Origin of the sequence: Saccharopolyspora sp. ASAGF58 (assembly GCF_012277335.1) — a bacterium.
Lineage (GTDB): Bacteria > Actinomycetota > Actinomycetes > Mycobacteriales > Pseudonocardiaceae > Saccharopolyspora > Saccharopolyspora hattusasensis.
The window spans coordinates 6,175,799-6,199,554 of sequence record NZ_CP040605.1; the positions used below are offsets into that span (position 1 = coordinate 6,175,799).

Consider the following 23,756-nt stretch of genomic DNA (forward strand, 5'->3'; position numbering starts at 1 on the left):
GGCGGCCGCGTTTGATCACGCGGGGGTAGCTGCGGTGGCGGCGGCGGGGATTGAGGTTGCGGGCGGCGGTGATGTCGGAGGTGATAGCGGCCAGAGATCGTTTCTGGTGTTCAGGGGGAAAAAGCCGCCGGATCGGCGATCCGGCGGCGGACGATGCGGACGGTGCGGGTGAATTTGACCCGGTCGGGGTCGATGTCGGCTTCGGTGGCCGCCCGGCAGATCAGCGCGCTGATCGCGTAGTGGGTGAGCAGGTAGCCGTAGAGCTCCTGGCGGACCATGTCGGGGCTTTTCGACCGCAGCACTCTTCCCGGTCCGCGCAGGACGGTTTTGATCTGTCCGTTGGCGGTTTCGTGTTCCCAGCGGTGGTGGTAGCTCTCGGCCAACGCCGCCGCCGGCGCTGCGGTGGGGTCGGTGATAGTGGTGATCAGCCGGATCAGTTCGCCCTTGCCGTTGCCGTCGCGGTCGGGCACCGTGTATTCCACGACCCGCACAATCCTGGCCTGATCAGGAGGGAGATCCTCGCCGCGGGCGGCGGCGTCGATGAGCGCTTGCCGTGCCCTGCCCCGGATTTTCGCCTCGATCAGCACCGAGCGGTAGGAGCCGTCATACAGCGATCCCAGCACCGGCAGCCTCGTGTTGGACTTGACGCGCCACAATAGCTCCGCACCCGTGTCAGCCGCGGTGCACCAGTCCTGCCAGGTGTAGAAGTTGCGGTCGGCGATCAGCAACCAGCCAGGCTGCAGGCGCCGGTACAACCGTCTCGCCAGGGTCTGTTCCCCGCTGCCCTTGCCGGTGACCCCACCGATTTCAGCGTCCACCATCGCATGCGAGCCGCACTCGCTGACCGACACCACACGGACCTTCGGAAACGCCGACCGGCTCTCCCCCGAGCCGCCGTATCCGAACTCCGCGCCGTTGGCCTTGGTGTCCGGTGCATCCCACTCGAACCCGTCGATGGCCATCAACCGCCACGGCCCGAGAAACGCACCCCGGGTCAGCTCCCCGGCCACCGGGACCGCGACCCGGGCGAACAACTCCGCAAGCGGCTCGGCCCCCAACCGCTGACGAGCCTGGGTGATCCCACCCGAAGTAGGCAGACTCCACTGCTGATCCCAGCAGCCCCACGCCGCCAGCGTATCGGTCAGCCGGGCCGCGACTTCCTCATAATCCTCCGTGGCGAACAACGCCATCGCCATCACGAAATACACCATGACGTGCGGCGGAAGCTTCCCATCCGAGCGCTTGGCCTGCCGCCCCGCCGCGACGATCACTTCATCGACCACATCCCGAGGAACCGACGAGGCCAGCACCCCCAGCGAAACCAGATCCGTCAACCGGGCCCCAGCCACCACGCCATCATCCACCACACCCGAGATCATCCCCGCCACCAACAACAAGATCAACTCAAGCTAACCCTGACTTTTCATGGCGGTCGGTGAGCGGGTGAGGGGGTTGGGTTTTGCTGTGGTGGGGCTGGTTTTCGCGGCCTGGGCGTGATGGTTGCCCGGCTGTCGGGCCGGGTGGCCGGGGTTCCACGGGCCCCGGGGTCTTTCTTGGGTCGTAGGGGCGGGTTGGCGCTGGTTAGGGTGCTTGTGGCAGGGCGGTGATGCGCTGCCAGGCGCTCTCGATCTGGGTGGCCCAGGGCCAGGTGCGGGGAATTTTGAGTCGTCGTCGGCGGCCGCCGCGGACGAGGCGGGCCGCGGTGTGCAGGATGCGGTAGCGCAACGTTTTCGGCTCGGCTTTGGCCAGAGCGCCGTCGAGGGCGAGGAGTTTGAGCCAGGAGAGCAGGATGGCGGCGGTCATGGATGTGGTCAGCCAGGCGGTGTTGATCGCGAAGTCGCGGGAGGGGAATCGGCCCAGGCCGGTGTCCTTGCCGGTGCGGATGCAGTCCTCCACCCGGGCGTGCACCCGGTGCGCGGCGTCGATGTACTGCGACTGCCCCAGCCACCCCTTCGTGGTCTCGGGACGGTTGGTGACCCACAGCGTGTAGCGCCACCCGTCTTGGGTTTCGAACAGGGTCAGCTGCGCCCCAGGATGGGGACGTTCGCGACGCACGAACACCCGCATCTTCTCCGGCCAGGCGGAGAGTTGGTCGCCGCCTGGTCCCTGCCGCAGCAGCCCGGTCAGCTCGGCCACGTGGGCCTGCTCGACCCAGCAGCGGGCGTGTGTGCACCGGGGGTTGTCGCAGGCTTCCTCGGCGCGTCGCTCACGCAGCTGCCCGCGCGGCCCGATCGCCTGCACCCACGCCCGCTCGGGCACCAGCCGGATCGCGGTCTTCTCCCGCTCGGTCAGCGCCCACCCCACCGAGTAGATGAGCTGGTATCCGCGCCGGGACGCGAGCTTGTCCAGATGTGCGATGAGCTCGTGACTGGCGCCGGCACCGTCCACAGTGACCATCAACCGCCTCCGAAACTGTTGTGGCAGCGCGGCAATCGCACTATCGGTGATGGCGATGTGGTCCTCGGCTGTGTTGCTGCCGGCCGAACCGCGGCGCAGCATCCACGCCAGCGGCTCACCCCCGGTGTTGTCGCAGTAGGCCTGCAGCGGGTGATGGCCGAACCCCTTGAAGTTCGCCTCCGCCCACTCCTTGTCCGAATGCGCGTCAGTGACCGTCGCGTCGATGCGGACGCAGGTCACCCCCTCCAGGGTCTTGTCCGCGATGCGCACCCCGGGAAGCGTGCCGTGGCGTGTCACGATCTGGTCCCACGCATACCGGCGGGCAGTGTTCACTGCGGCGGTGATCTTCTTCGCCGTGCGGGTTCCGCCGTCGGCGATCTCTTCCAACGTCCGCCACGCGGTGGGCACCGACGCCACCGGCCCGAACAGCTCCCGCTGGTCACCCATCACCCGGAAATCGCTGATCGCCCGCGCCCCGTCGGCGATCGCGCACGCCACATCCGCTACCACCCGGCCCCGGTTATGCACCAGCAACCGGGTGCCGGCCAGCGCCTTCGACAAGCCTGCGGTCAAACCCGTCTTATCGGTCAACCCGCGCAGCAGCGCAAGCCCGGCGTGCGACACGATCCCCTCACCATCAGCGGTGACTTCCAAACCCCGCGACCACCCAGTAGCCTGCACCTCGAAAGTGCTCCTCACCTTGGTTGCGATACGGACGTCAGACACCCGTATCCTCCCAGGTCAGGAGCACTTTCTGTGTTCAGGCACGCCGCAACACAACCGACCCACATGAAAAGTCAGGGCTAGGGCGTTCGAGGCTGGTCGTCGACGAGAGACGGCTGTCGCGGCGACCTGGTGCCGGTTGTGGGGATACCGGTAGTAATGGCGATAGAACCACCGAAGTACCTGGTCAGTACTTCATGAGATCAGCACCCTCAGACCGTCTCCGCATAGTCGATGACCTGCGTATACGACGTTTCCTCGCCCTTACTGCTGGTACCCCGGTAGGTGGTGAGCATGTTCACCCCATGTGGGACCGCACGTTCACCATAACTCCGGAAACATCTGCTCTTGTTCACCTTGTTCACCTTGTTCACCTTGTTCACCTTGTTCACCTTGTTCACCTTGTTCACCTTGTTCACCTTGTTCACCTTGTTCACGCCTTCGTCGTGGAGATCTTGGGGTGAACCCGGTATGCCGCCACCTTCGACCGTCGTCCGCCAGGGGTGGGCTCGACCGGCTTCAGCCAGCCGTGGTCGGCCAACCTTTCGAGTGCCCGCCGCACCGCGTCCGTCTTGCCCTCGGCGTCCCACCGGCTTTTCTTCAGGGCTTGAAACACTGTGCGGACTTTGACCGTGTCCATGCCATGGTCTTCCCGAGCCCGACGACGCACCAAGCCAGCACATCGGCGGCGGGCACGGTGGAGTCCTCGGCTCCCCCAGCGTGGCGAAGGCGCCCTTCGCGTGGTTCTACAGGAACTCGGCCAGCTCTAGATCTAGAGCCACTGCCATCGCCTCGACGGGGACCTCTTCCTCGTCCGGGTTCTCGGCGAGCGTGAACACCCCGGCGATACGAACCAGCGTTCCCGGGGATTTGGCTGCACAAATCCGTGACGATCGACAGGTCACCGTCCTTGGGGCGAAGGCGTGGTTCCTGCTGCATCCGGAAGCCGCGAAGCAACGCGGCGGCGTCCTCGGACAGCTTCATCCTTCGGTCGTCTTCTGACCACCACAGCTTGAAAATGAGGTCGTGCAGCAGGCACTCCCAGCGTTACCGGACGGTTTCCGGGATCGGTTCGGTATCGATGTCCCGCAGCCCGACCAAGCTTTCCGGATGGCGTATAGCCACCGGGCCAGCAGCCACACGTGGTCGCCGCAAACCGCGCCCGCACCGGCCCGGCCGCCCGATGCTCGACATACCGGCTCAGCCCCGCCTTCAACCGCTCGCGGGTACCGAACAACCCAACCCCGTGCTCGGCGAGGAACTTCGCCGACTCCTTGACCGCACACGCGCGTAGTTCACCCACGAACTCGGCGCCGATGCCCCGCTGGCAGGAAGGCCCGCAGCCACCGGTTCACCACCGCGCCGGCCGCAGCGCGGTTCCGTTTCCCTTGCACCGCCAAGGGAAAACGGGTTGACCATCGGGCCACTACCCGCGCCCCGATGGAAGTCATAGAAGCTCCGCGGCACACTTTCATTGTGAGCTCGTGTCGTGGCGGCGTAGTTCTGTCCTGGAGTAGTCTTGCCAGTTACCGAGTTCGTTTTTCCTTGCGGCGCAAGAGATTCCCTCTCGTCAACGTCCGCTGGTTGATCGTCAGACCGGCGCCGACGAAACTTGCCGGCGAACTGAGTCCAACAATAATAGTCAGGCGTTTCAACGCGTGTCGCTTGATCCCACGGCACCTCCAGCGCCCAGAGGAACCGGAACCACCGCAGCAACGCCATCGCATACGAACGCTGCGTGCTGTCTGACCGGCCACACGCCTGCAGGTCCTTCAAGAACTCCGTAACCGGCAGCACCGCGGCGCCGTGTGAATCAAGCAGTCGCCACGGCTCCCACGGATCGCCGGTGGCCTCCAACCAGCCAGCCCGCGGCACGACTAACTCAGCCAGATCCCTCGGCTGTCCCTCGGACGCGATCACGGCGGGTGCACCGTAGCGCCACTGGCCCTGAACTGCAAAAACACCCTAGTTAGTTCAGTCAACAGGTGAACGACACAGGTCCGGGTATCAGAGTCCGAGGTCGTGCATGACGTGCTTGATCCGGGTGTAGTCTTCGAAGCCGTACAGCGATAGATCTTTGCCGTATCCCGAGGTCTTGTAGCCGCCGTGTGGCATCTCCGCGACCAGGTTCATGTGCGTGTTGACCCATACACAGCCGAAGTCCAGGTCCCGCGAGACGCGCATGGCCCGGCCGTGGTCGCGGGTCCAGACCGACGAGGCCAGTCCGTAGCGGCTGTCGTTCGCCAGGCGCAGGGCGTCGGCTTCGTCGGTGAAACGCTGCACGGTGACGACCGGGCCGAAGATCTCCTCCCGGACGATCTCGTCGTTCTGCCGCAGGCCAGCGACGACCGTCGCCTCGTGGAAGAAGCCCTCGGCGAGCTCGCCGCCGCAGCGGTCCCCGCCCGCGACGACCTTGGCGTGCCCGGGCAACCGCTCGAGGAAGCCCTGGACCTGGGCGAGCTGCACGGCGCTGTTGACTGGGCCGAACAGTGCCTGCGGATCGTCGGGGCGCCCGGTGCGGGCTGCGGTGCGGGCCTGCTTGCCGAGCGCGTTGACGAACTCGTCGTGCACGGCGTCGGCGACGAGGACGCGGGTGGCTGCGGTGCAGTCCTGGCCGGCATTGAAGAACGCGGCGGTGGTGATCCCGGCGACCGCCGCTTCGAGGTCCGCGTCCTCGAAGACGAGAACCGGCGCTTTGCCGCCGAGCTCCAGGTGCAGCCGCTTCAGGTCCGGGCCAGCGATGCCCGCCACCTGCTCGCCTGCCCGCACGGAGCCGGTGATGGACACGATGTCCGGCTCCGCCGAGGCGACGAGTGCCCGGCCGGTCTCCCGATCGCCGCAGATCACGTTCATCACGCCAGCTGGTAGGAACTCCGCCATCAGCTCGGCCATCATGAAAGTGGTCAGCGGGGTGGTGTCGGCGGGCTTCATGACAACCGTGTTCCCGGCGGCGATGGCTGGCGCCCACTTCCAGACCGCCATCATCAGCGGGTAATTCCACGGGGTGATCTGCGCACACACCCCGATCGGCTCGCGGCGGATCATCGAGGTGGTGCCCCGCTGGTATTCCCCAGCCGAGCGGCCTTCAAGGACCCGGGCTGCACCGGCGAAGAAGCGGATCTGGTCGATGATCGGAGTGATCTCGTCGTCCAGCGTCGTAGCCAGGGGCTTGCCGGTGTTGAGGCTCTCGGCGCGAACGAACTCGCCGGCGCGCGCCTCGACGGCGTCGGCGATGCGTAGTAGTGCCCGCTGCCGCTCGGCGGGAGTGCTGTCGCGCCAGTCGGCGAACGCTCGGCGGGCCGCGGCGTTGGCGAGCTTGACGTCCTCGGGTCCGGAAACCGGGGCGGTGCCGAACGAGGTCCCGTTGGAGGGGTCGACGAGCTCGGTGGTTCGGCCGGACACGGCGTCGACCGTGCGCCCGTCGACGACGTTGCGGACTGTGACTGGGGTGCGTGGCATGGTCGGGTTCCTTTCGGGGGAGCGCGGTCGCGGGTCAGCGCGTGGTCGGGAGAATGCTGAGCAACTCGTAGAGAACGTGCGCGGCGGCGATCCCGGTGATCTCTGCGTGGTCGTACGCCGGGCTGACCTCCACCACGTCGGCGCCGGTGAGGTTCAGCCCCTGCAGGCCGCGCAGCACCTCCAGCAGCTCGCGGCTGCTCAGCCCGCCCGCCTCGGGGGTGCCGGTGCCGGGTGCGTATGCCGGGTCGAGCACGTCGATGTCCAGGGAGACGTACACCGGCCGGCCGCCGAGACGGGTACGGACCCGCTCGATGATCTCGTCCAGGGATTTGCGGGCGAAGTCGCGGCAGTGTACCGCCGCGAACCCGAGCCGCTCGCTCTCATCGAGGTCCAGGCCGGAGTACAGAGGCCCGCGGATGCCGATGTGCACCGAGTGCTCGCCGTCGACTAAGCCCTCCTCGGCCGCCCGCCGGAACGGTGTGCCGTGGGTGTACGGCGCGCCGAAGTAGGTGTCCCATGTGTCCAGGTGGGCGTCGAAGTGCAGGACGGCGACTGGGCCGTGCTGAGCGTGGGCGACTCGGAGCAGGGGCAGCGCGATCGTATGGTCCCCACCGATGGTCAGCAGGGTCCGGCCGGTGCCGGTGAGCTCAGTGGCAGTGTGACCGATGGTGTCGATCGCCTCGCCGATGTCGAACGGGTTGACGCCGAGGTCGCCAGCGTCGGCGACCTCCCGCATGGTGAACGGCTGCGTGTCGAGGGCCGGGTTGTAGGGCCGCAGCAGGCGCGAGGACTGTCGGACGTGGTTGGGGCCGAAGCGGGCGCCGGGCCGGTAGCTCACCCCGGTGTCGAACGGGACCCCCCAGACGACCGTGTCCGCGCCCGGCAGGTCCGCGAGGCGGGGGATCCGGGCGAAGGTGTTCTCGCCGGCGTACCGGGGCACGACGGCGGCGTCGAGCGGTCCGTCGCCACCACCGGTGCGGGGCATCTGCAAGGAGGGCGGGACGGCGGAAAGTTCGGGCGCGGTGTCGGTCATCGGGGGCTCCGGTGTCGATCGGGATCCTGATGGGAGGAAAAGCTATCAATCGATAGCCTATTTGCCCAGGGGCTATTGTTGAGCGGGGCGACGGCGGGAGGAAGCGGTGCGTAGCGCGCGAGGCAAGGCCGGGGTGACCCGTCAGCAGATCCTGGTCGTGGCGTCGCGGCTGTTCGCCGAACGCGGGTTCTACGGGACCTCGACGCGGGAGATCTCGGAGGCTGTCGGCATCCGCCAGCCGTCGCTCTACAGCCACTTCGCGACCAAGCATCTTCTGCTCGCGGAGCTGATCGATCTCGACCTACGGCCCGCGCTGCACCGGCTGGCCCGCGCGCTGGAGCTCGACGGGCCGGTGGCAGCCCGGCTGCACGCGTTCCTGCACGCAGACGTCGCCGCAGTCCTCCGGCTCCCGTTCGACGTCCGATGTCTCTACAACGACGACGCGCTGCGCACGCCCGAGCTGCAGGAGCAGGCCCGCCGCCGGGACGAGCTGCACCAGCTGACGTGCAGACTGGTGCAGCAGGGTGTGGCCTCCGGCGAGCTCGCCGCCGATCCGGTGTTCGTGCAGCGCGCCATCACCGGGCTGCTCCTGGAGGTCATGCGGGAGCGTGGCGCCAGCGTCCGCCCCGCCCCGGACGACCGGGCGGTCGACGTGGCCGACTTCGTCCTGCGCGCGACCCTGGCGGATCCTCTGTCGCTCGTGGCCGTCCGGGTGCGCAGCGCCGACCTACTGGCCGACATCGCCGGGCGCAGGGCCGCGGACCTCGTCTGAGCCCGCTTCCGCGCCCTCGCTGTGGTCACCAGCTGCGGATGACGTAGGCATTGGCAGCGGTTCTCGCTCGTCTTGGGGTTGCTGGTATGGCAGAGCCAGACCACGTCGGTCCCGTGGCGGCGGCTTGGTCTCGTCCAGCCAGCAAGGACAAAATTCCCAACCTGGATAGAATGTCTAAATGCCGACTATCCCACCGTGGTTCGCCCCGGTAGTACCGCTCGTCGAGGCGCTGGCCCGACTCCTTCGTCCCCATGGCGAGATCGTGCTGCACGACCTAGAGCACGATCGCGTGCTCGGAATCTGGAACAACCTCTCCAACCGGAAGGTGGGGGACGAGTCCCTCCTAGCCGAGTTGCCAGACGCCGATGAGGGCCAGGCCGTGATGGGTCCCTATGAGCGCGTCACCATCGACGGGCGCCGGATGACCTCAGTCAGTGCGGTGATCCGGGACGACGCCGGCGCCCCGCGCGGCGTGTTGTGCGTGAACCTGGATCGCTCGCCCGTGGACCAAGCGGTCGCCATGCTGTCCGCGCTGGCTCCGCAGGCCACGGAGCCGAGGCCTGACGGTTTGTTCAAACGTGACTGGCGCGAGCAGATCGCGCTGCTGGTCGACATTTGGTGCCGGGACAACTCGATCGCCCGCTCGGCCCTGACCCGAACACATCGGCTGGAGATCGTTCGGCAGCTTCAGGCGGCCGATCTTTTCGCCACCCGGAACGCCGCACAGCACGTCGCCGCAGCGCTCGATTGCTCGCGCGCGACGGTTTACACACTGCTTAACGAGATCAAGGCAAAGGAAGGGGCAGCATGAGCGCCTCGACCGAGGACACGGCGGGGCCCGTGCTGGCGCCAATCGCCGTACACGGCGCGCTTGGAACCTGCGTCGTGCGTTCCCGCGTGGCGCGGTCACGGGCGGCAGCGTCGTGACGGCGGTACTGGACACGCCGACCGGCGTGGTCATCGTCACCGCTCGAACCCCTTTCATCCCGAGGACCTTTGGTGGCCGGACCAGCCGACCGCCACCGGCACGGTGTCGGTCGCGAATGAGGTCTACACGGTGCCAGACACCGTCATCGTCGCTCGCGACGCCGACGGTAAGCCGCGAATCTTGAGCGATCGGTCGGATGGCCGACAGGTCGGCGACGGCGCTATTCGTCGGTCTCCGGCTCGGTGTCGATTTGCCCGATCCGGCACTACTCGTCGGCGCCGAAGTCGAGCTCGCAGTGGATCCAAACCGCCCGCGCTGGATTCAGCATCGCGCACTCGCGCTCCCACCTGTTCGCTCTTGCGCTCAACCGGGCACTCGCCACGTACTGGCGCAAGGAGGTGCCGACGGACTCACTCGGCTCTCCGGACTTTGACAAGCTGGCCATTCAGCGCAGTCGACTTGCTCTTGACCACAGTCTCGAGACTTACCGACTCGGGAAGTCTCTGCGCCGCAAAGGATTCGACGTTGTCAACGCGATGGACGAAGTGTTCACAGTGCTGGTGTGAGCCGTGGCCGCGACGAACGTCTGGACCGCGCAGGATCTTCCGATGAGGGTCGACTGCTCCTGCGGCGAGCCCCTCGGGGATCTACGCACGTGGCAATGCGCCCTGCCCGAGGGCCATCCCGTGCGGGGGGACGCACGTCGTGTCCACGGCGGACATCGAAACGGTCGCGGTGGACCACGAATGGGACGGCGAGGCTCAGCAACTCCAGCTCACCCTGCGGGCGGGCTGACCACCGCCCGCTGTTCGCCCCCACGCAGCGTGCCGGTCTCCGGGCGGAAACCAAGGGTCGACTTTTAGTCCAGTTTTTCTCGATTTTCTGTCCAGGTTCTTGTTAGTATCTAGTCCACCCGGCGGGGTCCGTCCCTCCGGAGCATCGGCGCACCGCCCGCTCGGGCATGTGCACTTTCCGAGCGGAGGTCTGTTGTATGACGCACTCCCCCCGACACGGCGGAGATCTGGTCGTCGAGACGCTGGGCGCCCTGGGCGCCGACACGGTCTTCGGCATTCCCGGCCAGCACGCCCTGGCGTTGTTCGATGCCCTCGGGCGGAGTTCTCTGAGCTTCGTTAGCGCTCGGGTCGAGAACAACGCCGCGTTTGCCGCCGACGGCTACGCCCGAGCCACGGGTGAGGTCGGCGTCCTGTTCGTCTCCACCGGTCCCGGCGCGCTGACCAGCCTCGCTGGGTTGCAGGAGGCCTATTCGGCGGGTGTGCCGATGGTGGTCGTAGCCAGCCAGGTACCGCTGCGTGGTCTGGGCGGGGCGCGGCGTGGAATGCTGCATCAGCTCGACGACCAGCAGGCGAGCGCCCGTAACGTGTGCAAGAGCACGCACTTGGTCCGGCGCGGTTCACACATCCCGTCGGTGCTCCAGCAAGCCTGGGTCACAGCGCTGACCGCGCCGCAGGGACCGGTCTGGGTCGAGATCCCGCAGGACGTTCTCCTGGCACCGGCCAACATTCCCCCGGTCCGTGACATCCCTGTTGCCGTTCCTGCGCTTCTGCCCCGCGACGAACTCGTCGAGACCGCCGCCGACTGGCTCCAAGCCGCTGATCGTCCGGTGATCCTCGCCGGCGGTGGTGCCCGTCGCTCCGGCGCTTCAGAACCGCTCATGCGACTCGCCGAAGCCCTGCGCGCTCCGGTCGTTAGCACGGCCGGCGGGAAGGGAGTGTTCCCGTGGGGGCACCCCCTCTCCGCGCAGTCCTGGGTCGAGGACGGACTAACCACGGAGCTGCTGGACGATGCGGACGTGCTGCTCGTCGTCGGCTCGGCGCTCGGGGAGGTCACCAGCAACTACTTCACCTTGGCTCCCCGTGGACGAATCATCCAGATCGACGCGCACGCGGCCGTTCTTGAGTCCAACCACCCGGCGCTTGGGATCCACGCCGACGCCGCCGGCACCCTCGCTGTACTTGCTGAACAGGTGCGGCCACGCCCGTCAAACGGTTACGCCGAAGGCGTGGTCCAGAAACTGCTCGCAGGAATCCAAGCCCGGCTCGACACGCAGCCGTTGGCGGCGGAGCGACGGCTTATGGAAGACCTGCGCGACGCCGTGCCGCCGGACACGAACACCTTCTGGGACATGACGATCGCCGCATATTGGGCATGGTCGTGTTGGGACTCCCGCGCCGGGCAGTTCCAGTCCGCGCAAGCTGCAGGAGGACTCGGCTTCGGCCTCCCCGCCGCGCTCGGAGCGGCCCTAGGCACCGAGCAACGCACCTTGGCCGTGAGCGGCGACGGCAGCGCGATGTACTCGATCGCCGAGCTCGCAACCGCAGTTCAGCACCGCGCACCTGTGACGTGGCTCATCGTTGACGATGGCGGCTACGGGATCCTGCGCGAGTACATGACCGCCACCTTCGATGCCCCGTCTGCCACGGAACTCTCCCGGCCCGACTACGTGGCCCTCGCCGAGTCCTTCGGGATACCGGCGACCAAAACGACGCTGCAGGGCGTCGGTGCGGCGCTGCGCGCCGCCCTCGCCTCTGAGGGCCCGAACGTCGTGGTCCTCAACGCCGTTCTGGCGATGTTCGAACCCACCACTCCCGCCCCGCCCACCGCGTCGGCTCCCCAACGCCCCGTCCGACGAGGAATCCGAACGAGCGCCCGCAATTTCAGAGAGGGGCACGGGGCGCTGCCCGATGGGCCGCAGTGATCGTTCGCTGCCCTGGGCCTGAGCGCCTGCGCCAATCCGCCGATTGGCGGGGCACCGGCCCCGTCGGGTCCCCCGGTGAAAGTCGCCGTGGATGAGAAGCTCCGCGCAGAGGTTCCCGCCAAGTACCGAGAAAGCGGCGTCGTGAACGCACCGTTTCCCCGTACGAGATGTTCGCCGGCCCGAACAGCCAGGAGCTTGGCCGGTCTCGAGATCGACCTTGGGAAGGCCATCGGGAGAGCCCGGTGTGGATTTCCGTTCAGCCCGTGAATGGACTGATCACAGGTCCGCAAGCGGACAAATACGACGTGCTGCTGGCCACTCTGTTCGACATGAAGGAGCGTCAGCAGGCCATCGACTTCGTTGACTACGCCCGATCCGGCTCGGCGATCATGATCGACAAATCGACCGCCGACATCAAGATTCTCGGCGACCTGTGCGGCAAGACCGTCGCCGTGCAGGACGGGTTGCTACAGGAACGGCTTGTTGGCACTCAGAGTGGTAAGTGCACCGTAGCCGGCAAGCCTGTCATCGACACGAAGCCGTCCCCCAAGTTCAGCGACGAGCAGCTTGCTCTGGCCACCTCATCGGTCCAGGCCATCGTCCACGACCTGCCCGCGCTGGTCTACGCCGCGAACCAGACCCCAGTACAGGGTCTCGTTGTCCTGACCGATCCGGCCGCGCCCGGCGGTTACGAAGCAGCCAGCGTCGGAATCGGCGTCGCAAAAGACGACACCGCAATGCGAGACGCAATTTTGGATGCCGTCTCCCAGCTGATCGCGGACGGGACCTACAAGGAGATCTTCTCGCGCTACTCGCCCGAGGCGTCGATAATCGACAAGCCGACGACCAACCAATCGAGCCAAGACAGTACTGAACTGCGTCGCGCGGTCCACAACGGAACCGCCACACGCCCGCCCGGAAATGTTCAGGCGATCCGTTTTGACGCCAGCGGTGGGAGGGGAGTGGGAGGATCGTGCTTACGCCAACCGCGGCGTACTGCAATGAATGGTAGTGAACGGCAGCGCCCGAACCTGCGGTTTCTCTGTTTTCCCAGGTTGCGCACTTGTTCGGGCGGCACTGGGGGTCAAGGGGTCGCGGGTTCATCCAGTTGATGTCGTATCGGCCCGGGGTGTTTGCTGGCGTTCTTCCAGGAGGATCGCTGCTGTATCAATCGATACGATTATTTCAGTTCTTAATGAAATCAATCCGAGTGTTGGGAATCCCGGTCATCGGTCTTATATTGATACGCCCTTGGCTGAATTTCGGGGTCGCTTCGGTAGTGCCGGGGGAGATGTGAAGGGCCCGGTGGCAGGCCCGGGCCCTTCGTGGGGGCTTAGCTTGTTGTGGGGTTGGTGGTCGGGTTGGTTGGCTATGTTCGGTTTGTGTCTGGTGCGAGTGGGTGTGGTTCGCCGGTGAGTGCGGCGAGTGCGGTGGCGATTTCGTGGATGCTGGCGCGGATGTAGGTGGTAGTGGTTCCTCCGTCTGCGCCGGTGCTGTCGGTGTGGCCGGCGTAGGCGCGGGCTACGGCGTAGCCGAAGTTGCGTTCGACCCAGGTGAGGGTGGTGTGGCGGAGCCAGTGGGTGCTGATCTGTTGTGTGGCTACCCAGGGCAGGTGTGTGCCGAGGCGTGTCCACAGGTGGTCGTAGCGTCGTTTGGTGATCGATTCGCCGTTGCGGTAGCGCAGCAGCTGCCCGCCGTGCTCGACGGCACCCCGTTGTTCTCCGTGTTCGCGAAGGTGCTTCATCAGGGTCGGGGAGACCGGTTGCCAGCGGACGGTGTCGCCTTTCTCCTGTAGCAGGATCAGACACTGGTCAGGGTCGAGGTCGCGGGGCCGTAGTGCGAGTGCTCCGCCGCGCCGGCATGCGGTTTCGATGTGCAGCCGAAGCAAGAGCGTGTCCAGGGCGGGATCGTTGCCTGTCGTCGCGGCCACGTGGTTGATCTCGTCCAGTCGGGAGTCGGGTAGTCCACGGCGGGTGCTGGGCAGGCGGCGGGGTTTGGGGACCTTTCTGGCGGGGTTGTCGGTTTCGTTGATGTGTCCGTCAGCGATGGCGTGGTTGTAGAGGCAGCGCAGTGCTGCGATGAGGTGTTCGGCGGCGCCGCGTCCGCCGCGGGCGTTGCGGCGGACCACAACCTGGCTGCGTATCTGTTCGGTGAGGTGTTTGATCTCCAGGGCGGTGGGCTCGTTGAGCCTGCGGTCGCCCCAGTGTTCGGTCACTCGTTTCCAGTAGGTGCCGTAGACCCGTCTGGTCCCGGGGCTGACGGCGGCGGCGACCTTGGGGATGTATTCGGCGAAGGTCGGGGCTGCCGGCCGGGTTGTGGGGGAGTTCACGAGGTCGTGTGGGGAGACGCCGAGGCGGGCGAGGAGGACTCGTGCGGCCTCGATTTCCTCCGGGCTCGCCCCAGTAGTGATCTTGCTCTCGGTCATGGGGTCTCACCGTCTCGCAGTGCGGCGTGTCGTGGTGCCAGGGCGTGGTCGAGGGCGGTCATGGTGTCGATCAACAGGAGGTCCCTGTCGGGATCGGCGACGAGGAGGACGGGGTCGCCGGTATGGATGCCGCAGCGGGTGCGAGCTGCGAAGGGAAGCACGATGTGGGGCGTGTCCGGCAGCTGATGGATTCCACACGGGTCCGGACTGAGGACAAGTACGTCCGAGATCACGCTGAGGGCGGTTCGCCGGCCGGGGTGCCATCCCAGTGTGTGCAGGATCGGCCGGGCCGATATCCGGCCGGAGGGATCCACCCGGCCTATACCGTAGGTCGCCGAAGGCCGCTGCGGTCCGGCAACGGTAGGCATCGGCAAGCCCCGGCCGCCGCCACGCAGCGGCCCGCTGGGCTGGGCCGTCTTCCTTTTAGGTGGGACCAGGCCCGCCACGACGCGCTCACTCATGGCCGCCACCAGCTCGGCGACCAGCGCACGCCAGGCGAGAAGCAACCAGCGAACGCAAGCAACCGCAGTGGCGAACTGACCACTGCGGGCTGCGGTACGACCATCTTGTTTGGTGGGGAAATTTCACCAGTTTTTGTGTCCGAGGACGGAGTTGCACACTATTCACCCGCCTTCTGCTTCCCGAAATCGGTTGAGGCAGGGGGCTTTTTGCTGTCCCGCCTGGAGTCCATCTGGGGCGCCTAAAGGTTGTCCCGTAGTCCTGACAAAGACGGGTCTGGGCGGGTAGTGGATCAGGTGCGGGTGCAGGTGATCCGGGTCGTGAAGCATTCGTCGAACGGTGAACTACGCAGGGTGTCACCACGGGACCGATTGTGCTGCAACGCTCGTCGTTGGTGCTCGCACGAATCCCCAGGACTCACCCATAACCTACGGCACCATATCCGTCCCCTGCCCTACTGTGGGTGCAGGAACCCGAGCGATCAGCGGTAGCTGAGACTGGCAAGGTTGAGAGGTGGCAGGGTGGGCGCGCCGTACGTCTCGATCAGGCGGCTGGCGGACAACTCGCTGGCGGCGATGCTGTCGGCGGTCGAGATCTACAACAAGCCGCAGATGACCTACCGCGACGAGGTCACGGTGATGCTGGTCGTGAATGCCTGGGAGCTGGCGCTCAAGGCAACGCTGTGCCAGAAGGACCTCTCGATCTTCTACCCGAAGCGGCGGGGTGAGAGGTACCGCTCGATTGGACTCGACGACGCGCTCGGACGAGTCGCTGCGAACCAACTCTGGCCGTCAGGCATCGACGGACGGGCAGTGACTGCCAACGTAAAGGCACTTGCAGAGTACCGTGACCGGGCGATTCACCTGTATAACGCGCAGGGGTTGGGTGCTGCCATCTACCCATTCCTCCAACAGAATGTATTGAACTACCGGGATTTCATGCTGGCCAGGTTCAAGAAGGACTTGGCCGACTCGATGACCTGGCAGCTCTTGCCGCTCGGAGCGACCGCACCGGGCGACGCCGTGCAGTTCATGCGCATCGACAAGAACGCGACGATGGTCGCCGAGGTGCAGCAGTTCATCGACGAGCTGCGCCGCTTGATGGATGAGGCAGAGGAGTCTGGGAGTGACATGGCGAGAGTGGCGACAATCTACGACATCAACATGCAGTCGGTGAAGAAGATGACAAGCGCCGACCTCATCGTCGCTGTCTCGCCCAATGCCGATGGTCAAGTGGTTGTGCAAAAGACCGATCCGAACCAGACCCATCCCTACAACATGACCGAGCTACTCAACAAGGTAAACGAGAAGCGTAATGGTCGGAACCTGACGAGGTATGACCACCAGGCGATCTGCTGGAAGGAGTCACTGCGAGAGAACACGAAGTACGCCTGGAAGCACAGCAACGGTGTCTCGCACGTCTGGTCGGGCGACGCGATCACGTACCTCGCATCGCTCTCGGACGAATACTACGAGCAGGTGCATGCCGATTACCAGGCGCACATAAAGGGACGATCCGCCAAGAAGTAGCACGTTCCCTCGGGCGTGCCGGCGCGTGGCGAGCGGACCATCAACCCCAATGCGTCAGCATCGTTCTTGAGGCGAGCGCTGATCCCGTTGACGGGCTTTGGATCCTCGCACCCTGCACTCAACTTTCAGGTAGCCAGGCTTGAGGCGACGTGCGGTCACGTGCTCACGATCGCCCTTGTCCCCTGCGCTAGCCTGATCACGTGGTGACAGGTGAGCTTAAGAGCAAGATCGACCGGTTGTGGGATGCGTTCTGGTCCGGGGGGATCTCCAACCCGCTGGAGGTGATCGAGCAGATCACCTATCTGATGTTCATCCGGCGCCTTGACCAGCTCCAACAGGGCAAGGAACGCGTGGCGCGCCACACCGGGAAGCCGGTCGAGAACCCGATCTATACCGAAGAGACGCAGCAGCTCCGGTGGTCGGTGTTCAAGAGCAAGCACCCGGAGGACATGCTCAAGGTCCTGGGGGACGGCGTCTTCCCCTGGCTGCGAAACCTCGGCGGCGACGACTCGACGTACGCGCACCACATGAAGAACGCGCGGTTCACCATCACCACGTCGAACCTGCTGGCAAAGGCCGTGTCGATGATCGACGACATCGACATGACAGACAAGGACGCCAAGGGCGATCTGTACGAGTACATGCTCAGCAAGATCGCGACTGCTGGGCAGAACGGCCAGTTCCGCACACCCCGCCACATCATCCGGCTGATCGTCGAGATGATGTCGCCCCAGCCTGGAGATGAGATCTGCGACCCGGCGTGCGGTACTGCTGGGTTCCTGGTTGCCGCTGCCGAGTATGTCGAGGATACGCACCGGGACGCGCTGCTGGCTCCGGAGCAGCGGAAGCACTTCAACGAGAGCATGTTCCACGGCTTCGACTTCGACAGCACGATGCTGCGCATTGGCAGCATGAACATGCTGCTGCACTCGATCGAGAACCCTGACATCCGCTTCCGCGACTCGCTAGGCGAGAACGTCGCCGACGAAGCCGACCGGTACTCGATGATCCTCGCGAACCCGCCGTTCGCGGGCAGCCTCGACTACGACGCGACGGCGAACGACTTGCAGAAGATCGTCAAGACCAAGAAGACCGAGCTGCTGTTCCTCGTGCTCTTCCTGCGGCTGCTCAAAAACGGTGGCCGGGCTGCGGTGATTGTTCCGGACGGGGTGCTGTTCGGGTCGAGTAACGCGCACAAGACCGTGCGGAAACTACTGGTGGACGACCACAAACTCGACGCTGTGGTCAAGCTGCCGAGCGGTGTGTTCAAGCCCTACGCCGGGGTGTCGACCGCGATCCTGTTCTTCACCAAGACCAACAGCGGCGGCACGGACAAGGTCTGGTTCTACGACGTCGCCGCCGACGGATTCAGCCTCGATGACAAGCGCACGCCGCTGCTCGAGATTGAGAGACTCGGTCCGGTGGTCGACGGCGGGTTGACGGACGATGAGCACGCCAAGAACAACCTTCCCGATGTCCTCGCCAGGTGGCACCGCCGCAGCGGCAGCGAACAGCAGCGGGCACGTACCGAGCAGAGCTTCTGTGTCTCTAAAGACGAAATCGCCAAGCAGGGCTACGACCTCAGCATCAACCGTTACAAAGAGATCGTCCACGACGAGGTCGCACACCGAGCACCCGGCGAGATCCTGGACGAACTTGACGGAATCGAGACTAAGATCCAGGAGAGCATGAGCGAGCTCAAGGGGATGCTGGGATGAAGATGAGGCGAATTGGCGACCTGACGAAACCGATTTCATCCTGGACCCCGCAGAGCGACCAGGATGGAGCCGATTTCACGTATGTTGACTTGGGCTCGATTGATCAGGACTTGAAAGAGATTGTCGGACCTCGTCGGTTGCCAACGGCTGACGCTCCAAGTCGGGCGCGACAGATAATCCACGAAGACGATGTTCTTGTTTCTACGGTACGCCCTAACCTGAATGGGGTAGCTCGCGTTTCCGGAAATCTTGATGAAGCGACAGCGTCTACTGGTTTTTCTGTACTTCGCCCTACTGACGAGCTTGTTTCCGCGTACCTTTTTCATTGGGTCAGGTCTCCCGAGTTCGTTGCAGATATGTCTCTTAAGTCGACTGGACAAAGTTATCCGGCCGTTTCTGATCGGATAATCAAAAATTCACTCATTCCTGTTCCCTCGGTCAGAGAACAGCAGCGGATAGCAAGCGCCCTCGATGCGGTGGACTCGCTGCGAGTCAAGCGGCGTAAGGCGATTGCCCTACTTGACGAGCTTGCTCAGTCCATCTTCCTTGACATGTTCGGGGATCCTCTCCAAAACCCGTTCGACTGGCCAGAGGTTCGGTTCGGCGATTTGCTCGAATCGTCGCCGCAGAACGGATTATCTCCCTCGAAGGCCGGATCGGTTGAAGCTAAAGTTTTGACATTGTCTGCAATCACGGGCGATAGATTTGATTCGAATTCTTGGAAAACGTCGACGTTCAAGGTGGTGCCACCGCCGGCGAAGTCTGTTCGATCTTCGGGTTTTCTAGTGTGTCGCGGAAATGGAAATATTAACCTGGTTGGACGCGGCTACTTCCCCGTGTTTGATATGCCAGAAGTAACATTTCCGGACACAATGTTTTCCGTGTCTCCCTCGCGGCGTTTGATGCGAGAGTATCTTCAATTTATCTGGTCCTCAAAACTTGTTAGAAATCAAATTGAGTCATTGTCTCGTACAACCAACGGCACATTCAAGATCAACCAGCAAGCGCTCACTTCTGTGATGGTTCTGGTGCCACCTGTCGATCTCCAGCGGGAGTTCGACAAGAAGGTGATAGCTGTTAATCAGGTGCGTCGTCAGTACGAGGCGCACCTCGCCGAGCTCGACGCCCTGTTCGCCTCACTTCAGTACCGTGCGTTTCGTGGGGAGCTGTGGGCTGAGGAGATCGCTCCGGTAGCCTGATCGGCACGTCACGCTGAAGTGGGGGGTCGCGACCGTGAGTAACTTCGGGTTCCTGCAGGCCGAGTGGCCGGATCTCCATCGGGAGGCAGTGCACGCCGAACGGTTGGCGTTCGCTGACCCTCGGGCGTCGGCGTTCTACGCGCGCCGGGTACTCGAACTCGCGGTGGAGTGGATCTTCGACGCCGACGCATCGGTGGAGCGGCCGTACCGCTCGGACTTGTCGGCGTTGATCACGGAGCCGACGTTTGTGAAGGTCGCGGGTCCGGGGCTACGGGCGAAGATGGACGTGATCCGGCTCCAGGGGAACCACGCCGTGCACCGGAGGGCCCCGGTAGCGAACCGTGATGCCGTGCTCGTGCTCGCTGAGTTGTTCCACGTCCTGTACTGGATGGCCCGCACCTACAGTCGCGACCAGCAGAACCTGCCTGCGCCGGGGCTTCAGTTCGACACGTCGGTGATCCCGCGGCCGGTGCCCGCTGACGTGCGCATCGCGAAGCAGCGGGAGCTCAAGGAGCAGGCGGAGAAGTTCACTGCGCAGGCCGAGGCACTGGCGGCGGAACGACGAAAGAATCGGGACCTCAGCGCCGAGATCGCCGAACTGCAAGAACAGATCAAGGCGGCCAAGGCTGCCAATGAGTCCGCACCGGACACCCACGACTACAACGAGGACGATACTCGCAAGCACATTATTGACCTGCTACTCAAGGAAGCGGGCTGGGATCTGGATAAGCCGGAAGATCGCGAATTTCCGGTGTCCGGGCTGCCGGTATCCGCCGCGCCGTCAGGTAAGGGCAAGGTCGACTACGTGCTGTGGGACGACGATGGCAAGCCGCTTGGGCTGGTCGAGGCTAAGCGCACCACGAGAGACGCCAGGGCCGGCCAGCATCAGGCCAAGCTCTACGCTGACGCTCTCACAGACCGTTATGGGCAACGCCCGCTGATCTTCTACACCAACGGATACCGAACATATCTGCACGACGATCTGAACTATCCGCCGCGCCAGGTCCAAGGCTTCTACACCAAGGACCAGCTCCGTGAGCTGGTCCAGCGTCGAGCGGGGCGTCGCCGCTTGATGACAATGCCGGTCGACGAAGACATCGCGGGACGCTACTACCAATCCCGTGCCATTAGGCGGATTTCCGAATCGTTCGAGCGGGACTCGATGCGGCATGCGCTGCTGGTCATGGCGACTGGAACCGGCAAGACCCGCACCGTCGTGGCGTTGACCGACCTGATGATGCGGTCCGGTTGGGCGAGCCGCATCCTGTTCCTCGCCGACCGCACCGCGTTGGTGAAGCAGGCCACCAACGCGTTCAAACAGCACCTGCCCGGTACGCCGGTGGTCAACCTGCTGCAGGAGAAGGACCCGCACGCCCGTGTGTTCGTCTCGACGTACCCGACGATCATGAACCTGATCGACAAGGGCGACGACGAGGGCCGGAGGATGTTCGGGCCAGGGTTCTTCGACCTGGTCGTCATCGACGAGGCACACCGGTCGATCTTCCAGAAGTACAAGTCGATCTTCGACTACTTCGACGCGCTGCTCGTCGGGCTGACCGCTACGCCGAAAGACGAGATCGCCCGCAACACATACCGAGTGTTCCAACTCGAAAACGGCGTTCCCACCGACGTTTACAGTCTCGATGAGGCTGTTAACGAGGGCTATCTCGTGCCGCCCCGTGCGGTCGAGGTGCCCTTGAAGTTCCAGCGTGACGGGATCAAGTACGACGACCTGTCCGAAGAGGAACAAGAAGAGTGGGAAGACCTCGACTGGGGCGACGATGGCCCGCCGACCGAGGTCAGTGCCGGTGACCTGAATAAGCACCTGTTCAACGCCGACACCGTCGACAAGGTCTTGCAGACGCTCATGACGTACGGCCTCAAGGTCGACGGTGGCGACACGCTCGGCAAGACCATCATCTTCGCCGCGAACAGCAAGCACGCAGAGTTCATCGCGGAACGGTTCGACGTGAACTTCCCAGACGGCAAGGGCTCGTTCGCGCAGGTCATCACCTATCAGAAGGAAAAGGCGCAGAGCCTGATCGATGACTTCTCCGACCCGGCGAAGCAGCCGCAGATCGCGATCTCGGTTGATATGCTCGACACCGGCATCGACGTTCCCGAGGTCGTCAACCTGGTCTTCTTCAAGCTCGTGCGGTCGAAGACGAAGTTCTGGCAGATGCTCGGGCGGGGGACCCGGCTCGCGCCGGACCTGTTCGGGCCGAACAAGAGCAAGGACAGGTTCTACGTCTTCGACGTCTGCCAGAATCTGGAATTCTTCCGGCAGGACATGATGCCCGCCGAGGGCAACATCGCACCGTCGCTCGCGCAGCGATTGTTTGAGAAGCGCGCGGACCTGTTGCAGATGCTCGACGGTCAGGTCGAAGACTCCCAGCGGGAGACCGAGCCGGATTCCGACGGCGCGCACAGCGATGCCGGACTGCGGTGGGATCTGGCGAAGCGGCTGCACGACGAGGTCGTTCAGATGAACCCGGACAACTTCCTCGTCCGGCCACACCGCGAATACTTCGACATCTTCGCGAACTTCGCTGCGTGGTTGGAGTTCACGCCCGAAGCACACGCGAAGGTCGTTGACCACCTCGCCGGGCTGCCGACTGCATTCCGCGAAACCGACGACAACGGGGAGGAAGCTAAGCGCTTCGACCTGCTCGCGCTGCGGCTGCAGTTGGGGAGCCTGCACGGTGACTCCGAATACGACCGGCTGCGCGAGCAGGTGCGGGAGATCGCTTCGGCGCTGCTCGACCAGCTGACGATTCCGGCGATCCAGGCACAGCAGTTGCTGCTCGACGAGGTCGCGGGCGACGAGTGGTGGCAGAACGTCACGCTGCCGATGCTGGAGAACATGCGGCGCAAGCTGCGCGGCCTCGTCCGGCTGATCGACAAGTCCAAGCGAAACCCGGTCTACACCGACTTTGAAGACGAGCTGGGGGAGCTGACCGCCGCCTCGCTGAGCGGGATGAACCTCGGAAACGACTTCAGCCTGTTCGAGCACAAGATCCGGATCTACCTGAACACCCACCAGGACAACATGGTCGTGCAGAAGATCCGCAGGAATCGACAGATCACCACGGCCGACCTCGACGAGCTGCAGAATGTGTTCGTTGACAACGGTCTGGCGACCTCCGTGGAACTTGACGTCGTGCACCAACGCGGTGGCCTTGGAATTTTCTTGCGTTCGCTGACCGGACTGGAGCGGGAAGCTGCGGTGCGGGCGTTCGACCGCTTCCAGCAAGGCAAGACTTTCACTGCGAACCAACTGCACTTCCTTCAGGAGATCATCGACCACGTGTGCCGCAACGGCATCGTCGAGGTGGAAGCGTTGTACAAGTCGCCGTTCACGTCGAGGGCTCCGTCCGGACCCGAAGACCTGTTCACCGATGCTGAGGTCGACGACATCGTGTCGGTGATCCAGTCCGTGAAGAAGACTGCTGTTGCGACGGACGAGGTGGCCTAGAAAATAGGCAACTGCTTAGGCGAGGCGACCAGGTAGCCCAATAACCATGCTGCGGTCGCGCTCGTGAGAACGCTATCGCCAACCGACAGGGCGTAGACCCGAGTTTCGGCCGTCCCTCGTGTCCCGCCGGATCCTCTCCTGGGACGGCTCGGCGGGACAGGCGGAAAACCTGTTGACCTGGTAAATCAGCCGATAGATCGGGGTGGGACGGGCGGTGGCCGCTGTCCCGAGCTGTCCCCCAACGCACTTGCCAAGCCCTGTTTGTTGGGACCAGCGGTGGGACGCGGGACCTGTCCCCTCTCGGCGTTGACGGTTGGATCAGCGCCTGGGCACGTGTGGGTCCAGAAGCCGAAGCAGCGCATCCTGTTTCGTTCGGCACGGTCCGCCGCTGACCCGAGTCAGCATCGGCCCCAGCGCTTGCCACTTCTTCGCCTTGGTGCCGCCCGAGTCCAAGTACCCGATTAAACGTACATTCTCTCCGGCGCCACATAGGACGATCCATCTGCGTGTCTGCTCGAAATCGGATGATCGTTCCATGCGGACCGTGTCCAGATCCACCATCTCCGTTCGGCCGATCGGTCTCGGCAGCTGCCGCGACCGCGGCAAGGCGGTGGTTTCCGCTGTCATCTCTTCCTGTTCGTCCTTGGCAGGAACGCTCCGGCTGTCGCTGGGAACAGGTTCCGTGATGCATTCCGTGACATCCGGCTCGGGGGTGTCCGCAGCGGGGGTGTCTTCCGTTGGGATTCGCGCGGCAATGCCGTGGGCTTCGGCGAGGTCGGTCACGGCAGTCAGCAGGTCTTGAATTGCCTGCTGGGGATCGGTGCCACTGCTCAGGGTTCGCCGAACGGCCGCCATCGCGGCGTCGGCGCGTTCTACCGCTTCCCAGGAACGCGAGCCTCCAGCCTGTAGCCGGGCTCGGCGGG

At 64.6% G+C, this 23,756-nt stretch carries 18 protein-coding genes; 9 read left to right on the plus strand and 9 right to left on the minus strand.

Annotated features, from left to right (window positions below):
• Window positions 1–110 precede the first annotated feature (110 nt).
• The 4 genes from FDZ84_RS28775 to FDZ84_RS28790 form a co-directional block, all read right to left on the minus strand.
• The gene (locus FDZ84_RS28775; protein WP_168585803.1) at window positions 111–1,379 is read right to left on the minus strand and encodes an IS4 family transposase; all 1,269 of its coding nucleotides are present in this window, start codon (window positions 1,377–1,379) and stop codon (window positions 111–113) included.
• Between the two features lie 202 nt (window positions 1,380–1,581).
• Window positions 1,582–3,123, minus strand: a complete 1,542-nt coding sequence (locus FDZ84_RS28780; protein WP_246868362.1) for an IS1380 family transposase — start codon at window positions 3,121–3,123, stop codon at window positions 1,582–1,584.
• Window positions 3,124–3,332: 209 nt separating this feature from the next.
• The gene (locus FDZ84_RS28785) at window positions 3,333–3,539 is read right to left on the minus strand and encodes a hypothetical protein (protein ID WP_168588418.1); all 207 of its coding nucleotides are present in this window, start codon (window positions 3,537–3,539) and stop codon (window positions 3,333–3,335) included.
• Between the two features lie 14 nt (window positions 3,540–3,553).
• Window positions 3,554–3,760, minus strand: a complete 207-nt coding sequence (locus tag FDZ84_RS28790; protein WP_168588419.1) for a hypothetical protein — start codon at window positions 3,758–3,760, stop codon at window positions 3,554–3,556.
• 191 nt (window positions 3,761–3,951) lie between these two features.
• On the opposite strand from FDZ84_RS28790, the gene FDZ84_RS28795 reads away from it, so the two are divergent.
• Window positions 3,952–4,122: a hypothetical protein gene (locus FDZ84_RS28795; RefSeq protein WP_168588420.1), complete on the plus strand. Its 171-nt coding sequence runs from the start codon at window positions 3,952–3,954 to the stop codon at window positions 4,120–4,122.
• 1,005 nt (window positions 4,123–5,127) lie between these two features.
• Here FDZ84_RS28795 and FDZ84_RS28800 read toward each other — a convergent pair.
• Both FDZ84_RS28800 and speB read right to left on the minus strand, forming a co-directional pair.
• Window positions 5,128–6,579, minus strand: a complete 1,452-nt coding sequence (locus FDZ84_RS28800; protein ID WP_168588421.1) for an aminobutyraldehyde dehydrogenase — start codon at window positions 6,577–6,579, stop codon at window positions 5,128–5,130.
• 34 nt (window positions 6,580–6,613) lie between these two features.
• Window positions 6,614–7,564, minus strand: coding sequence for an agmatinase (gene speB / locus FDZ84_RS28805; RefSeq protein ID WP_168590419.1), 951 nt, complete (start codon window positions 7,562–7,564; stop codon window positions 6,614–6,616).
• A gap of 154 nt (window positions 7,565–7,718) precedes the next feature.
• On the opposite strand from speB, the gene FDZ84_RS28810 reads away from it, so the two are divergent.
• The 4 genes from FDZ84_RS28810 (at window position 7,719) to FDZ84_RS28830 (ending at window position 13,140) form a co-directional block, all read left to right on the plus strand.
• Window positions 7,719–8,384 (plus strand): TetR/AcrR family transcriptional regulator, encoded by a 666-nt coding sequence (locus FDZ84_RS28810; protein ID WP_168588422.1) that lies wholly within the window; start codon window positions 7,719–7,721, stop codon window positions 8,382–8,384.
• A gap of 178 nt (window positions 8,385–8,562) precedes the next feature.
• Window positions 8,563–9,195, plus strand: a complete 633-nt coding sequence (locus FDZ84_RS28815) for a transcriptional regulator (RefSeq protein WP_168588423.1) — start codon at window positions 8,563–8,565, stop codon at window positions 9,193–9,195.
• A 1,108-nt stretch (window positions 9,196–10,303) separates the two neighbouring features.
• Window positions 10,304–12,028, plus strand: a complete 1,725-nt coding sequence (locus tag FDZ84_RS28825; RefSeq protein WP_210435190.1) for a thiamine pyrophosphate-binding protein — start codon at window positions 10,304–10,306, stop codon at window positions 12,026–12,028.
• Between the two features lie 242 nt (window positions 12,029–12,270).
• On the plus strand, window positions 12,271–13,140 hold the full coding sequence (locus FDZ84_RS28830) for a transporter substrate-binding domain-containing protein (RefSeq protein ID WP_168588426.1): 870 nt from the start codon (window positions 12,271–12,273) through the stop codon (window positions 13,138–13,140).
• A gap of 257 nt (window positions 13,141–13,397) precedes the next feature.
• On the opposite strand, the gene FDZ84_RS28835 is transcribed toward FDZ84_RS28830, so the two are convergent.
• Together FDZ84_RS28835 and FDZ84_RS39495 are read right to left on the minus strand one after the other, a co-directional pair.
• Window positions 13,398–14,453 (minus strand): site-specific integrase, encoded by a 1,056-nt coding sequence (locus FDZ84_RS28835; protein ID WP_168588427.1) that lies wholly within the window; start codon window positions 14,451–14,453, stop codon window positions 13,398–13,400.
• A complete protein-coding gene (locus tag FDZ84_RS39495; RefSeq protein ID WP_246868504.1) occupies window positions 14,450–14,914 on the minus strand; it encodes a hypothetical protein in 465 nt (154 codons plus the stop codon). Before FDZ84_RS39495 ends, FDZ84_RS28835 begins: the two co-directional genes overlap by 4 nt.
• 519 nt (window positions 14,915–15,433) lie before the next feature.
• Here FDZ84_RS39495 and FDZ84_RS28845 point away from each other — a divergent pair.
• The 4 genes from FDZ84_RS28845 to FDZ84_RS28860 all read left to right on the plus strand — a co-directional run bounded on the left by FDZ84_RS28845 (window position 15,434) and on the right by FDZ84_RS28860 (window position 22,833).
• Window positions 15,434–16,441, plus strand: a complete 1,008-nt coding sequence (locus tag FDZ84_RS28845; protein ID WP_168588428.1) for a DUF3644 domain-containing protein — start codon at window positions 15,434–15,436, stop codon at window positions 16,439–16,441.
• A gap of 203 nt (window positions 16,442–16,644) precedes the next feature.
• Window positions 16,645–18,159 carry a class I SAM-dependent DNA methyltransferase gene (locus FDZ84_RS28850; protein WP_246868505.1) on the plus strand — a complete coding sequence of 505 codons (1,515 nt, stop codon included), beginning with the start codon at window positions 16,645–16,647 and terminating at the stop codon, window positions 18,157–18,159.
• Entirely contained in the window at window positions 18,156–19,358 is a 1,203-nt protein-coding gene (locus FDZ84_RS28855; RefSeq protein WP_168588430.1) for a restriction endonuclease subunit S, read from the plus strand. The genes FDZ84_RS28850 and FDZ84_RS28855 overlap by 4 nt, the downstream gene beginning before the upstream one ends.
• 34 nt (window positions 19,359–19,392) lie before the next feature.
• Window positions 19,393–22,833, plus strand: a complete 3,441-nt coding sequence (locus FDZ84_RS28860; protein WP_168588431.1) for a DEAD/DEAH box helicase family protein — start codon at window positions 19,393–19,395, stop codon at window positions 22,831–22,833.
• Between the two features lie 318 nt (window positions 22,834–23,151).
• Here the strand turns inward: FDZ84_RS28860 and FDZ84_RS28865 are convergent, their stop codons facing one another.
• Window positions 23,152–23,688, minus strand: a complete 537-nt coding sequence (locus tag FDZ84_RS28865; protein WP_168588432.1) for a hypothetical protein — start codon at window positions 23,686–23,688, stop codon at window positions 23,152–23,154.
• Between the last annotated feature and the right edge of the window lie 68 nt (window positions 23,689–23,756).